At 73.9% G+C, this 14,050-nt stretch carries 12 protein-coding genes; 9 read left to right on the top strand and 3 right to left on the bottom strand.

What is annotated here, in order from left to right:
- Positions 1 to 180 precede the first annotated feature (180 nt).
- The 6 genes from ACSNN8_RS14590 (at position 181) to ACSNN8_RS14565 (ending at position 5,652) form a co-directional block, all read left to right on the top strand.
- On the top strand, positions 181 to 2,175 hold the full coding sequence (locus tag ACSNN8_RS14590) for a HelD family protein (protein WP_436649717.1): 1,995 nt from the start codon (positions 181 to 183) through the stop codon (positions 2,173 to 2,175).
- A gap of 84 nt (positions 2,176 to 2,259) precedes the next feature.
- Entirely contained in the window at positions 2,260 to 2,892 is a 633-nt protein-coding gene (locus tag ACSNN8_RS14585; RefSeq protein WP_436649716.1) for a transporter, read from the top strand.
- Positions 2,889 to 3,215, top strand: a complete 327-nt coding sequence (locus ACSNN8_RS14580) for a winged helix-turn-helix domain-containing protein (RefSeq protein WP_436649715.1) — start codon at positions 2,889 to 2,891, stop codon at positions 3,213 to 3,215. Before ACSNN8_RS14585 ends, ACSNN8_RS14580 begins: the two co-directional genes overlap by 4 nt.
- Complete coding sequence (locus ACSNN8_RS14575; RefSeq protein ID WP_436649714.1) at positions 3,212 to 4,096, top strand: ABC transporter ATP-binding protein; 885 nt, start codon at positions 3,212 to 3,214, stop codon at positions 4,094 to 4,096. Before ACSNN8_RS14580 ends, ACSNN8_RS14575 begins: the two co-directional genes overlap by 4 nt.
- Before the next feature lie 15 nt (positions 4,097 to 4,111).
- Entirely contained in the window at positions 4,112 to 4,852 is a 741-nt protein-coding gene (locus ACSNN8_RS14570; RefSeq protein ID WP_436649713.1) for an ABC transporter permease, read from the top strand.
- A gap of 50 nt (positions 4,853 to 4,902) precedes the next feature.
- Positions 4,903 to 5,652: a VOC family protein gene (locus ACSNN8_RS14565; protein WP_436649712.1), complete on the top strand. Its 750-nt coding sequence runs from the start codon at positions 4,903 to 4,905 to the stop codon at positions 5,650 to 5,652.
- Between the two features lie 125 nt (positions 5,653 to 5,777).
- Here the strand turns inward: ACSNN8_RS14565 and ACSNN8_RS14560 are convergent, their stop codons facing one another.
- Genes ACSNN8_RS14560 through ACSNN8_RS14550 form a run of 3 tightly spaced genes read right to left on the bottom strand, consistent with a single transcriptional unit; the run spans position 5,778 to position 7,212 of the window.
- The gene (locus ACSNN8_RS14560) at positions 5,778 to 6,086 is read right to left on the bottom strand and encodes a DUF4229 domain-containing protein (protein ID WP_436649711.1); all 309 of its coding nucleotides are present in this window, start codon (positions 6,084 to 6,086) and stop codon (positions 5,778 to 5,780) included.
- 12 nt (positions 6,087 to 6,098) lie between these two features.
- On the bottom strand, positions 6,099 to 6,527 hold the full coding sequence (locus ACSNN8_RS14555) for a hypothetical protein (RefSeq protein WP_436649710.1): 429 nt from the start codon (positions 6,525 to 6,527) through the stop codon (positions 6,099 to 6,101).
- 43 nt (positions 6,528 to 6,570) lie between these two features.
- Positions 6,571 to 7,212, bottom strand: coding sequence for a hypothetical protein (locus ACSNN8_RS14550; RefSeq protein ID WP_436649709.1), 642 nt, complete (start codon positions 7,210 to 7,212; stop codon positions 6,571 to 6,573).
- A gap of 271 nt (positions 7,213 to 7,483) precedes the next feature.
- Here ACSNN8_RS14550 and ACSNN8_RS14545 point away from each other — a divergent pair, with 271 nt between their 5' ends.
- From ACSNN8_RS14545 to ACSNN8_RS14535, 3 genes are all read left to right on the top strand, one after another.
- Positions 7,484 to 9,328 carry a C40 family peptidase gene (locus ACSNN8_RS14545; protein ID WP_436649708.1) on the top strand — a complete coding sequence of 615 codons (1,845 nt, stop codon included), beginning with the start codon at positions 7,484 to 7,486 and terminating at the stop codon, positions 9,326 to 9,328.
- 209 nt (positions 9,329 to 9,537) lie between these two features.
- Positions 9,538 to 11,856, top strand: coding sequence for a hypothetical protein (locus ACSNN8_RS14540; protein ID WP_436649707.1), 2,319 nt, complete (start codon positions 9,538 to 9,540; stop codon positions 11,854 to 11,856).
- A gap of 282 nt (positions 11,857 to 12,138) precedes the next feature.
- On the top strand, positions 12,139 to 14,034 hold the full coding sequence (locus ACSNN8_RS14535; RefSeq protein WP_436649706.1) for a DEAD/DEAH box helicase: 1,896 nt from the start codon (positions 12,139 to 12,141) through the stop codon (positions 14,032 to 14,034).
- Positions 14,035 to 14,050: the final 16 nt, after the last annotated feature.

The raw sequence follows: 14,050 nt of genomic DNA, 5'->3' as shown, positions 1-14,050 counted from the left end.
CCGCCCATTCTTCAGCCTCGGTAAATCGGTGGAGCCACGGGCGCACGTGACGTAACGTGAACGGCCGCTTGACGGCCGTGGTGAGCATGCACCGCAGCGGACGTCCCCCGCGCCGAGGGCGACGGACCAGCCCTACCGGATACGCGAGCAGCCGGGAAACGACCTGCCTGAGGATGCACCGTGCCCGCACCCGACCTGGACACCGAACTCACCGCCGAACGCCTCCACCTCCGCGAGTCGCGGGCCGCGCTGGCCCGCATGCGCGGGCGCGCGGAGGCCCTCTACTCGACCGGCGACAAGGTCGCCGGCGACTCGTACACCGCCGAGCAGCTCGGGCGGCACATGGCCCGCCGCGTCAAGGAACTCGCGGACGACCCCACCACCCCGCTGTTCTTCGGCCGGCTCGACATGGACGACGCCGCCTACCACGTGGGCCGCCGGCACGTCACCGACGACGCCGGGGAGCCGCTGGTGCTGGACTGGCGTGCGCCGCTGTCCCGCTCGTTCTACCGCGCCAGCGTGCGCGACCCGCAGGGCGTGGCGACCCGCCGCCGGTTCGGCTTCGTGCGCGGCGAGCTGACCAGCTTCGAGGACGAGCACCTCGACCGCGGCGAGGAGCTGGGCACCAGCAGCCGCATCCTGACCGCGGAGATCGAGCGCCCGCGCGTCGGGCCGATGCGCGACATCGTGGCGACGATCCAGCCCGAGCAGGACGAGCTGGTGCGCGCGGAGCTCGCCGACTCGATCTGCGTCCAGGGCGCACCGGGCACCGGCAAGACGGCCGTGGGCCTGCACCGGGCCGCGTACCTGCTCTATCTGCACAGGGAGCGGCTGCGGCGCTCGGGCGTGCTCATCGTCGGGCCCAACACGGCTTTCCTGTCGTACATCTCGGCCGTTCTGCCGGCGCTCGGCGAGGTCGAGGTCCAGCAGGCCACCGTGGACGACCTGGTCGGCCGGCTGCCGGTACGCGCCGCCGACAGCGAGGCCGCGATGCTGGTCAAGCACGACGTACGGATGGCCGAGGTGCTGCGTACGGCGTTGTGGCGCAAGCTCGGCAAGCCGACCGAGCCGATCATGGTGTCGGATGGCTCGTATCGCTGGCGCATCGACGCGGAACCGCTGCGCCGGATCGTCGACGAGGCGAGGCGCGAGGGGCTCCCGTACGCGGTGGGCCGCGAACGCGTGCGGGCCCGTGTGGTCGGGCTGCTGCAGCGCCAGTCGGAGTACCGCACCGGCAACTCGCCGACCGACGGCTGGCTGCGCAGGATGGCGAAGGTCGCTCCCGTGACGACGTTCCTCGACGCGTGCTGGCCCGCCGTGACGCCCGAGGCGCTGGTCGCGGAGGTGCTCACCGATCCCTCGTACGACCTGCTGACCGAGCAGGAGCAGGACGCGATCCGCTGGGTCAAGCCGCCGAAGACGGTGAAGTCGGCGAAGTTCAGCGCCGCCGACCTGGTGCTGATCGACGAGGCCGCGGGACTGCTCGAACGGCAGACGAGCTTCGGGCACGTGGTGGTCGACGAGGCGCAGGACCTCTCCGGGATGCAGGCCCGCGCGATCGCCCGCCGCAGCGAGCACGGCTCGATCACCGTGCTCGGCGACCTGGCCCAGGGCACGGCGCCGTGGGCTGCGGCCGAGTGGCGCGAGACGCTGACCCACCTCGGCAAGCCCGGGGCGGCCGTCGTGCCGCTGACGATCGGGTTCCGCGTGCCCGCGTCCGTGCTCACCCTGGCCAACCGCCTGCTGCCCGCGCTCGGCGTCGACGTGCCCGAGGCGGTCTCGCTGCGCCGCGACGGCGACCTGGCGGTGGTGCCAGTGGCCGACCCGGCCGCCCTGGACGCCGCGACGCTGACCGAGGTGACCGCCGCGCTGACGCACGAGGGCTCGGTCGCGGTGATCGCCGCGGACGCCGCGGTGGACCGGCTGCGCGTCCACCTCACGGCGGCCGGCATCGAGAACGCGAGCGCCGACGAGGTCGAGGCCGCGGCGCGGGTCACGGTGGTGCCCGCGACGGCGGTCAAGGGCCTGGAGTACGACCATGTGATCGTCCACGAGCCCGCCGACATCGTCGCCGCCGAGCCCAAGGGCCTCAACCGCCTGTACGTCGTGCTGACCAGAGCCGTCTCCCGCCTCTCCGTCCTCCACGCGAAGCCGCTGCCCGCCCCGCTCGACTGACGCCCCCGCCGCTCGCGGCCCTATCGCACCGCTGTCAACTTTATGGCACAAACCTCTTTGACTTTGTGCCGTAAAGTACTTGGCATGACCCCGATCGATGACGACGCTCCTCCCCTCGACCCGGCCGAGTCGCTCGCGCTGATCCAGCGGGAGCGCGCCAACCTGGTGCGGGACATCAGCCCCGACCCGCGCCTGATGTTCTGGCCCTGGGGCATCGCCTGGCTCATCGGCTTCACCCTGTTCTTCCTGCGCTTCGGCCCCGACGGCCGGGTCTTCGCCGACCTGCCCGCGTGGCTGCCGCTGCTGGTGCTGTCCGTGCTGTTCATCGCGGCGGGCATCGTCACGGGCTTCGCCGGCGGCCGGGTCGGCCGCCGGGTGTCCGGGCCCAGCAGCCGCCAGGGCGCGCTCTACGGCATCACCTGGTCGCTGGCGTTCACCGCGTTCTCCGTCCTCTTCGCCCAGTTCAGCGACGTTCTGCCGGAGGACCGGGCGGGTCTGCTCTGGGCCGGCGGCATGGTGGCGCTCACCGGCGCGCTGCACATGGCCGGCGGCGCGCTCTGGGACGACCGCCACCTGTTCGTCCTCGGCGCCTGGACCAGCGTGATCAACGTCGTCGGCATCCTCGTCGGCCCGGGCTGGCACTCGCTGATCGTGGCGGTGGCCGGAGGCGGCGGCATGATCGCGGCCGGCCTGATCGGCTGGGTGCGCCGGCGATGACCGACCGCAGCGATCTGGCGTCCACCGAGCTCGACCCCGTCATCCACGCCCAGGCCCGGCTGCGGGTGGTCTCGGCCCTCTCGGTGCTGCGCGACGACGACCGCATCACGTTCCCCCAGCTTCAGGAGTCGCTGCGGATGACCGCCGGCAACCTGTCGGTCCACCTGCGCAAACTCGAGGACGCGGGCTACGTCGAGGTCACCAAGACCCACCACGGGCGTACGCCCGCCACCCTCGTCCGGCTCACACGGCGCGGCCGGCTCGCGTTCGACGACTACACCGCGGCGCTGCGCGCGCTGCTCGACCCTCAGGAGAAGCCGTGACGCTCGCCCGCGCCATCGACGTGACCCGCCGCTACGGCGACAAGCTGGCCCTCGACGCGGTGAGCCTCGCGGTGCAGCCCGGCGAGCTGGTCGGCCTGCTCGGGCCCAACGGCGCGGGCAAGAGCACGCTGGTCAACCTGCTCACCGGGCTGCGCCGGCCCACGTCCGGCCGGGTCGAGCTGTTCGGCGACGACCCCCGCCGCCCGGCCAGCCGGCGGCGCCTGGGCGTCACTCCACAGGAGACGGGGTTGCCCGCCTCGCTGCGCGTGGGCGAGGTCGTCGACTTCGTGTCCGCCCACTACGACGAGCCGCTGCCCAAGGGTGAGCTGCTCGACCGGTTCGGGCTGGCCGATCTCGTACGCCGTCAGACCGGTGGCCTGTCCGGCGGCGAGAAGCGGCGGGTGGCCGTCGCGCTCGCCTTCGTCGGGCGGCCCCGGATCGTGTTCCTCGACGAGCCGACCACCGGCCTCGACGTGCAGGCCCGCCGGCTGCTCTGGGACGGCATCCGCTCCTACCAGGCCGAGGGCGGCACGGTCGTGCTCACCAGCCACTACCTGGAGGAGATCGAAGCGCTGGCCCGGCGGGTGGTGGTGATCGGGGGAGGCCGGGTGCTCGCGGACGACACCGTCGACGCCGTACGCAGCCTCGTCGCCGTCCGCCGGGTCAGTCTGAGCGTCCCGGGGCCGCTGCCCGAGCTGCCCGGCATCACCGGCGCCGAGCGCGACGGGGACCGCCACCACCTGCTGACCGCGGACGCCGACCGCCTGGTGCGCGACCTGGTCACGTCCGGCATCGCCTTCACCGACCTGGAGGTCCGCCCCACCTCGCTCGAGGAGGCGTTCCTCACGCTCACCGAGACCCGCGCCGCCGCGCGCTCCTGAGACCGGAGACCCCTCATGTCGTCGCTCGCGCTCACCCACGCCCGGTTCCAGCTCCTCGAGATCTCCCGCATCCCGATCGCGCTGTTCGGCAGCGCGTTCTTCCCCTCCGCCGCGATGCTCGCGTTCGTCGTGCCGTTCGTCGGCAAGGATCCCGAGCTGGCCACGGCCGCCACCGCGTCGATGGTCACGTTCTCGGTGATGTCGACGAACCTCTTCCAGTACGGCGTGGGCGTCGCGGAGGACCGGGCCCAGCCGTGGGACCCGTACGTCCGTACGCTGCCCGCCGGCGCCCGCCCCCGCTTCGCCGGCCGCATCCTCGCCGGCCTCTGCATGATGGCGCTGTCGCTGCTGCCCGTGGTGCTGATCGCGGCGTTCCTGACCGAGGCCACGCTCACGCCGGCCGCCTTCGCCGTCACCGCGCTGACGACCGCGCTGATCGCCATCCCGTTCATCCTGATGGGCCTCGCGATCGGCTACTCGATGCCGCAGAAGGCCGCGGTCGTCGTCGCCCAGCTGCTGTTCTTCCCGCTGGCGTTCCTCGGCGGGCTGATGACCGGGCCCGGCATGGCGCCCGGCATCGTCGAAGACCTCGCCCCCTACCTGCCGACCGGGGGCGCCGTGCGTCTCATGTGGGCGGCCGTGAGCGATTTCCCGTACGACCTGAGCTCCATCGCCGCCCTGGCCGTCTGGACGGCCGCCCTCGCTGGGGTGGCCGTATGGGCCTATCGACGCGATGAGGGTCGCCGGTTCAGCTAGAACCACGACACTTAAGCCCGTCCAAAGGTACGTGGTGCGACGATGCGGCGATGACTCCCTCGACCCCCGGATCGCCCGCCTGGGTCGATCTCGGAACCGCCGACCCGGACGACGCGCAGCGGTTCTACTCCGCGCTGTTCGGCTGGACGGCGGAGGTTTCCGGCGAGTACGTCACCTTCGCCCTGAACGGTCTTCCGGTCGCCGGCGCCGGCCCGCTCTACGGGGTGGGCCAGCCGACGGCCTGGAGCACGTACATCGGCACGGCCGACGCCGACGAGGTCGCCGCCCGGGTGGAAGCGGGCGGCGGCAAGGTGCTGGTGCCGCCGTTCGACGTGCAGCAGCAGGGGCGGATGGCCGCCTTCCTCGACCCGGGCGGCGCGCCGTTCAGCGTCTGGCAGCCCGGCACGATGCGCGGCGCCGCGGTGTTCGACGTGCCCGGCGCGCTCACCTGGAACGAGCTGAACACCCGCGACCTGGACGGCTCCATGGCGTTCTACCAGTCCGTGTTCGGCTGGCAGTTCCGCAACAGCTCGATGTCCGGGGTGCCCTACATCGTGGCCAAGGTGCAGCAGACCCCGGTCTGCGGCCTGCAGCCGATGCTCCCCGACATGTGGCCGGACGACGTGGGTCCGCATTGGATGGTCTATTTCGCGGTCCACGACTGCGACCGGGCGGCCGAGCACGCGCTCGCGCTCGGCGGCGTCGTGGTGCAGCCGCCGACCACGCTGCCGATCGGGCGCTACGCGATGCTCGCCGACCCGCAGGGCGGCCTGTTCTGCATCCTCGCCGGCCGCAACTGAGCTCGCGCCACCGCGCGCTTGCCCACCGCACGCCGGCCCTCCACGCGCGGGCAGCCCGCGCGCCGGCACCCCGCACACCGGCCTCCGCGCGCCGGCCGACCCGGCCGCCGGCAGCTCCCCGCGGGCTATGCGCGGTCGGCGGGCTTTTCGGCGGGCTTCTTGGCGGCGCGGTCACCGGCGGCGGCCGCGTCCTCGTCGCCGGCGAGCGCGGCCCGCAGCCGCTCCTTCTCCGCCGAGCGCCGGGCGACCGCGCCCACGAGCTGCTCGTTCATCTCGTTGCGCCACTTGGCGAGCAGGAAGTACGACGCGACGGCCGACACCACGACCGCCACCATGCCCGCCACCAGCAGGTTGAGCGGGAACATCGAGAGCACCCCGAGGACGACCACGAACAGGCCGATCCGGCCGAGCGTGTACTTGACGGCGGGACTCATCTCTTCCTCTTCTCAGCCCATGCGGTGGCTGAGCCACCGGAGGCCGTAGAACCACACCAGGCAGTAGACGACCGTGAACGCGGCCGCGCCGGCCAGCCCGCTCACCAGGGTCGGGAACTGGCTCGCCGCGAAACCGGCGACGGTCATGCCCGCGGCCACGGCGAACCCGGCACCCAGCAGCGCGACCACCACGCGGGAGGCGCCGTAGCCCTCCGCCCGGAACTCCTCGACGAACAGCCACACCGGCAGGATGATCGCGAGCCAGCCGCTGGTGCCGCCGAACTCCGAGACGTGGGTCAGCGACAGGATCGCCTCGAGCACCAGCAGCAGGACGGCGCCGGTCACCAGCCCGGCCAGGGCGGTGCCGATCAGGTCACCGATGGTGGCCAGCCGTCCACTGGGGTCGCGGCGCGGGCGGCGCGCACTCGTCGTCTCCGTCATGACACCCCGAGGGTACGCCAGCAGGCGGCGGCGGCCTCCGGCGCTAAGCCCAGACCTTCTGCGGCTCGCTGCGCCGCTCGGCCAGCGACGGCGCCGGGTCGAACTCGTGGACGACCTGGAAGCGGGCGTCGCGCTCGACCGGCCGGAACCCGGCGTCCCAGACGAGCTCGAGCAGCTCCTCGCGCTGCGCGCCGGCGGCCGAGGCGTCCAGGTCGTCGGCGCCGAAGTTGAGCGCGAGCTGGGCCACCGACGGCCCCAGCGCGACCCACGAACAGGTCACGTGGGCGACGTTGTCGAAAAGCAGGCGCGAGACGGCGTACGTCTTGAGGGAGTCGGCCGGCGCGGCGGTGGTGGTGCGGTCGGGCGAGTCGGGCCGGTGGCGCAGCGGGACGAAGGTCGCGAAGCCGCCCGTGCTGTCCTGCAGCTCGCGCAGCCGCAGCACCTCGCCGACGCGGTCGCCGTGCTCCTCGGTGTGGCCGTAGAGCATCGTGGCGGCCGTGCCCTCGTCGCCCGGCTCGAGGGTGAACGTCACGCGGTCGCCGTGGCGCTCGGTGCGCGTGTGGTGCGCGAGCCGGCCCAGCCACGCCAGGTCGTCGCTCGCGTACAGCGCCTCACCGTCCGCACGCGTCAGCCGCTCGCCCGCGTAGACCTTCGCCTCGAGCTCGCGCTTGAGTCCGGCATCCATGAGCGCCCCTTCCTGGTGTCCCGCCGTCGAGCGTACGTGGGCCCTCTGACACCATCTGCACGCCCGCGTCCCAGGCGGCCCAGGTCACGCCGTCGTTGGCCGGATTCCCAGCCTTCTTTCACCTTCGATCAATCGACAGGCATGTCCAGCGTGCGGTATCCCTTTAGAGGGAACGATGCGGCGCCGGCGCGCCGCGGCGGACGGGGAGCAGATGGCGACAGCACGAGTTGGGGTCCGGCGACTACACAGAGCACGCCCATGGTGGCGTCCTGTGGTGTATTCCGCTGTGGCCGCCACGATCGCCGCCCTGTTCCAGCCGGTGCCGGCCCTGGCCGACCCGGCCGCCGCCCCGCCCGACACGTTCAGCCTGGCCGTGCCCGACGCGGGCGCCCGCCCGACCGCGCTCGGCACGCTGACCCTCCCGGGCCAGAGGCCCGCCACGCCGACCCCGGTGCCGACGCTGGCCGGCGCCGCCACCAGCCCGGTGCTGCAGCAGATCGAGAAGGGCCGCAACGCGATCACGGCCCTCGGCGACCAGCTGATCGAGGTCGAGCAGGACAGAAACCTCGCCCGCGACCAGCAGACGGCCGCCCAGCAGAAATACCGGCAGGCCACCGAGACGCTCCAGCGGGCGCAGGCAGCCGCCGCCGACGCGGCCGCCCAGTCCGTGATCGACGCCGCCGCGATGCCGCCCGGGGCCGGCGGGCTGTCCGACCTCGACGACCTCGCCCGGCTGCAGCGCGGCAAGGACACCGCCCAGGCCGCGGCCCGCCAGATCCAGCAGGCGCAGATCAACTCGCAGCTGGCCCTCGACGAGCAGACGCTGAGCGCCGAGCGCTACCGCGACCTCGTCGCCAAATACACCAAGCTCAACGGCCAGCTCACCCAGAAACAGGCCGCCCAGCAGCGCCTCGAGGCCGCGCACGCACCCGAGCTGGCCGCCGCCGAGGCGAGCCAGGGCCGGGTCGACAGCGCGCTCGGCGCCAACTACCTGGCCGGCGCCGAGGCCGGTCGCGGCGCCGACGCGCGGGCCATCGGGGCGCTCCAGTTCGCGCTCGCCCAGCGCGGCGACCCGTACGTCTGGTCCGAGGAGGGCCCGGACGAGTACGACTGCTCCGGCCTCATGTACGCGGCCTACCGGTCGGTCGGCTTCCAGCTGACCCGCGTCTCGCGCGACCAGTACTGGCAGACCCGCAACAAGGTGGTCTCGCGCTACTCGCTGCTCCCCGGCGACCTGCTGTTCTTCAGCCACTCGAACAGCTGGCGCGGCATCCACCACGTCGCGATGTACGCGGGCGACGGCATGATGGTCGAGGCCCCGCGCACCGGCCTCAACGTGCGGCTGACCCCGGTGCGCTGGTCGCGGCTCTTTCAGGCCACCCGCGTGTTCGGCTCGATCGAGGGCGTCGTTCCCGGTCCCGAGCTGGGCGATCCCGATCCCGAGCCGCCGACCACGCCCGACAACCCGAACCCGACCACGACCCAGCCGTCGACCCCGACGACGCCGCCGCGGACCACGCCCACCACCCCGCCGAAGACGACGTCGCCGACACCCACGACGAGCACGCCGCCCAAGACCACGTCGCCCACGCCGACGACGAGCACGCCGCCCAAGACGACGTCGCCGACACCGACGACGAGCACGCCGCCCAAGACGACGTCGCCCACACCGACCACGCCGACGACCACCACCAACCCGCCGACGAGCAACCCGACCACGACCAACCCGCCGACCACCAACCCGCCGACCACGGGCGGCGGGTCCAGCTCGGGCGGCGCGGAGAGCCCGTCGGGTGGCGGCTCCAACTCGAGCGGCGGATCCAGCTCCGGCGGATCCAGCTCCGGTGGATCGAGTTCGGGCGGGTCGAGCTCCGGTGGATCGAGTTCGGGCGGGTCGAGCTCCAGCGGATCGAGTTCGGGCTCATCGTCCGGCTCGTCGTCTGCCACTTCTTCGTCGGGCTCGTCGTCGGCGACTTCCTCGTCCGGCTCGTCCTCGGCCAACACGCCGAGCGGCAAGGCCAGCTCGTCGAAGGCCAGTTCGTCGTCGAAGGCCAGCCCCTCGAAGGTCACCGAGTCGGCCTCCCGGTCGTCCTCGGCGTCCGCTTCCGGCTCCTGACGGCCGTCCGGGTCCGGAGCGTCGGCTTCGGTCCCGGAGGGCAGGAGGGTCCGCCGCAGAGGCACTTGATTTGCGCCTTTACGGTGGTCGGTGCCCGGCCGGGGGCATGGTCCGGTTGATGCCGGGTGTGCTGACGCGCACGGATATGGCACGGTTATGTGCAGCGCCCGACGACCGAACCCGTCGGCACGCGGCGGTCGGGAGGATCCATGGACGAGCGGCAGGCGACACCGGACAGTGGCGGCAAAGAGCCGGCTGCTGAGCGGACGCCGGCGGGCAACGACCAGGACGCGTACGCTCCTCCGCCGCCCCCGCCACCCGGAGCGCTGTGGGCCGCCAAGCCGTCCGGCGAGGGCAGCGGCTCGATCAGGGCCACCGCCCCGGTCTCGGCAGCGCCCGCCCCCGCAGGCGACGACTTCGTCCCCGAGCGCGTCGACGGCTCCAGCCGGCGCCTGCCCACCACGCTGGGCTCCGGCGCCGCCCGCGTGAGCGTGCCCGGCTCGATCAGCCCCGCCCCGGCGGGCGCCGCCCACACCGCCGGCGAGGCCAAGGTCTACGGCAGCCGCCCCGGCGAGCAGTCCGGCGCCAAGCTCGTAACCCCCACCGCGGTCGCGTCCGCTCCCGTCTCGGCGGCCCCTTCCGCCCCGGTAGTGACCTCCGCTCCCCCAGCCCGCAGCGAGCACAGCCGTCCCGTGACCGGTTCGGCACCAGTGTCCACCGCTGCCACGGGCTCCGACGAGCAGAGCCGGTCCGCGTCCTCGTCCGGCGCCAGCGACCGGCCCGTAACCGCGTCCGCGGCCGTGTCTACCGGCTCGGGCGCCTCCGCTGGCTCCAGCGAGCGGGACCGCGGCTCCACCGCCTCCGTCGGCTCGCGTGAGCAGGACCGCAGCTTCGCTGCTTCCGGCGAGCAGGGCCGCAGCTCCACCATCTCCGGCGCCTCCGCGGGCCCCGGTGAGCAGAGCCGGTCGGTCGTCGCGCGGGCCAAGGTCTCGCCGCCGAACGGGGACATCCGTTCCGCTTCCGGGGCGCCCCGGGCCGGCTCGCCCGAGCCGGAGGCCGGCGACCCCAAGCCCGCCGACCCGCGGCCCGGCCGGCCCGAGCCCGGCGACCCGCAGCCCGCGGAGCCCGGCGACCCGCACCCCGGCGACCCCGACCCCGGTCAGCCCCAGCCCGGCGACCCCGAGCCCAGCCGCCCCCAGCCGGGTGAGCCCCAGCCCGGCCGCCCGGAGCCGGGTGACCCTCAGCCCCGCCGCCCCGAGCCGGGTGAGCCCGAGCCGCAGCGTCCCGCCCCGGTGCCCGCGCCGCCGTCGCGCCCGAGGCCCACCGAGCCGGAACCGGCCCCCGGACGCCCCGATCCCGTACGGCCGCCGGAGCCCTTCCCGGCGCCGCCCGCCCCGGGCCCGTTCCCGGCGCCCACCCCCGGACCGTTCCCCAGCCCGACACCCGGCCCGAGCCCGACGCCCGGCCCAAATCCCAGCCCGACGCCCGGCCCAGGTCCCAGCCCGACGCCCGGCCCTGGCCCGCAGCCCAGCCCCACGCCGCCCGGCCCGGTTCCGCCCGGTCCCGGCCCGTCGCCCGTTCCGCCTGGCCCGGGCCCCTCGCCCGTACCGCCCGGTCCGGACCCCTCGCCGGTGCCCCCGGGCCCATCGCCGAGCCCCGTTCCGGGACCGCCCGGCCCCAGCCCCGTGCCCGGCCCGCCGCAGCCGATCGTTCCGCCGCCGCCGATGATTCCGCAGGCGAGCGGCCTGCCCGCGTACACGGTCCCGCCGGCCACCTCGGCCCGGTCGCAGGCCGCCGGTGCTCCGTTCGGCGCCGCCGAGCAGGCCGCCCAGGCCGCGCCGTTCGGGGCCGCAGAGCCAGCTGGCCGGGCCGCGCCGTTCGGAGCAGCCGAGCAGGCCGCGAAGACCGCACCGTTCGGAGCAGCCGAGCAGGCCGCGAAGACCGCGCCGTTCGGAGCAGCCGAGCAGGCCGCGAAGACCGCACCGTTCGGTGCCGCCAAGCCGGCTGCGGAGACCGCGCCGTTCGGGGCGGCCGAGCAGGCCGCGAAGACTGCACCGTTCGGGGTCGCCGAGCCGGCTGCGCAGACTGCGCCGTTCGGGTCGACTGCGCCCCGGCCGTTCGGGTCGCCCGCGGCCAAGCCTGGACCGGCTCCGGCCGACGCCACGCAGCCCGTGCCGACTTCGCAGCGCAACGCCGCACCGGCGTACCCGCCCGGTTTCGACCCGGAGCCCACGGTGGCCGTCCCGCAGCAGCGCAACTTCAACGGCACCCTCTACGGCACCGGCGGATACGAGACGATCGACGCGACGATGCCCGTGTCGACCAACCCGGTGGAGAACTCGGGGTCGCTGACCGGGCACATCCTTGCCCAGGGCTGGCGCGACGAGGTCGTCGACCGGCGGCGCAGCAACCTCAAGGTCGCGGTCGCCATGCTGGTCGTGCTGGGGCTGCTCGTGACGGTCAGCATCGTGTTCCTGCTCACCGCGGGCAGCTCGTTCAGCGACTGGCTGGGCGGCGTGTTCTCCTGAGGCGATTTGGCGTTACACGGCCGGTCGCCTAAGCTTGCTTGGTTTGCGTGCCCAGGTCCGAATCCTGCGTGACGCGAGCGCGGCGTGAAGGGTGAGCCTGCCCACTAGCGACGCGGAATGCGGTCGGCGTGCGAAACGTTGAGCCGTACACTTATGACAGTTGTTGACGCGGCGTGCCCTTGCGGAGCACGCCACGGGCGTTCTTGCGGGCATTTCAGCGGCCGGCTTCCTTCAGCCGCGGCGGGGCCATTCGCGAGCATGCGCCCCCGTAGAGAGGTTCTCTTGACCACTTTCGCTGATCCCAGCACGTTCCCGTCCGTTTTCGAAACCCGTACCGCCGACGAGCAGTCCACCGTCGAGACCCCTGCCGCCACCGAGAGCGCCCCCACCGAGGCGCCGGTCGGCGAGACCTCCGTCACAGATGAGGCGCCCGAGGCGATCGAGGCCCCCGAGGCGATCGAGGCCCCCGAGGCTCCGGCGCTGCCGAGCTTCGCCGAGCTGGGCCTGCCGGCCGAGCTGGTCCGCGTGCTCAGCCGCGAGGGCATCACCACCCCGTTCGAGATCCAGGCCGCGACCATGCCCGACGCGCTGGCCGGCCGTGACGTGCTCGGCCGCGGTCAGACCGGCTCCGGCAAGACGCTGGCGTTCGGCCTGCCGCTGCTGGCCCGCGTCGCCAAGGGCGGCCGCGCCCGCCCGCACCACCCCAAGGCCCTGATCCTGGTGCCGACGCGCGAGCTGGCGATGCAGGTCGCCGACGCGCTGACCCCGCTGGGCCGCTCGGTGGGCGTGTTCCTGAAGACCGCGGTCGGCGGCGTTCCGTACGACCGTCAGATGGACGCGCTGCGCCGCGGCGTCGAGGTCATCGTCGCCACGCCCGGCCGCCTCGGCGACCTGATCGAGCGGGGCGCCTGCAAGCTCGACGACATCGAGGTCACCGTCCTCGACGAGGCCGACCAGATGGCCGACATGGGCTTCCTGCCCGAGGTCACCGACCTGCTGGCCAAGACGCCCGAGGGCGCTCAGCGGCTGCTGTTCTCGGCCACGCTCGACGGTGACGTCGACGCGCTGGTCAAGCGGTTCATGCACGACCCGGTGACGCACTCGACCGCCCCGGCCGAGGCCAGCGTGTCCACCATGGACCACCACCTGCTGCTGATCCCGCCGCACGACAAGTTCCCGATCACCGCGTCGATCGCCAACCGGACCGGCAAGACGATCGTCTTCGCCCGCACCCAGATGGGCGTCGACCGGCTCCACGAGCAGCTGCGGCAGGTCGGCGTCCGGGCCGGCGCGCTGCACGGCGGCAAGACCCAGCGCGTCCGCACCCGCACGCTCGCCGAGTTCAAGGAGGGCCGCACCAACGTCCTCGTGGCGACGGACGTGGCCGCCCGCGGCATCCACGTCGACGGCATCTCGCTGGTCATGCACGTGGACCCGCCGAAGGACCCGAAGGACTACCTGCACCGGGCCGGTCGCACCGCCCGGGCCGGCGAGTCCGGCGCGGTCGTCACGCTGGTGCTGCCCAAGCAGCGCCGCAGCACCCAGGCCATGATGTCCAAGGCCGGTGTCGCGCCGGCCGAGACGCGGGTGCGCCTGGGCGACGAGAAGCTGGCCGAGATCACCGGCGCCCGCGAGCCGAGCGGCGTTCCCGTGGTCGACGAGCCGGAGCCCCGCCGCGAGCGTGGCGACCGGTCGCGGGGCCGCTTCGGTGACCGTCCGCAGCGCTCGTACGGCGACCGCCCGCGCGGTGACCGTCCGCAGCGCTCGTACGGTGACCGTCCGCAGCGTTCCTTCGACGACCGGCCCGCCGGTGACCGTCCGCAGCGGTCCTACGGTGACCGTCCGGCCGGCGAGCGCGGCAGCTACGGCGACCGTTCCCGCGGTGACCGCCCGCAGCGCTCGTACGGCGACCGCCCGGAGCGTGGCGGCTACGGCGACCGGGCCGGTTCGGGCTCGGGTGACCGCGGCGGCTACGGCGACCGGGCCGGTTCGGGCTCGGGCGACCGCGGCGGCTACGGCGACCGTGGTGGCTTCGGCGACCGGCCGCGTGGCGAGCGTGGCTTCGGCCGCAACGGCGAGCGTGCCGGCGGCTTCCGCCGCGACTCCGCTCCGCGCAACGACCGCCGTGAGGGCCCCGCGGGCCGCTTCGGCGCCCCGCGCCCGGCTCGCACCTACTGACGCACCCTTCCCCGAT

The organism is Actinoplanes sp. URMC 104 (assembly GCF_051386375.1).
Taxonomy (GTDB): Bacteria; Actinomycetota; Actinomycetes; order Mycobacteriales; family Micromonosporaceae; genus Actinoplanes.
This window is presented reverse-complemented; position numbering and strand designations above follow the sequence as displayed.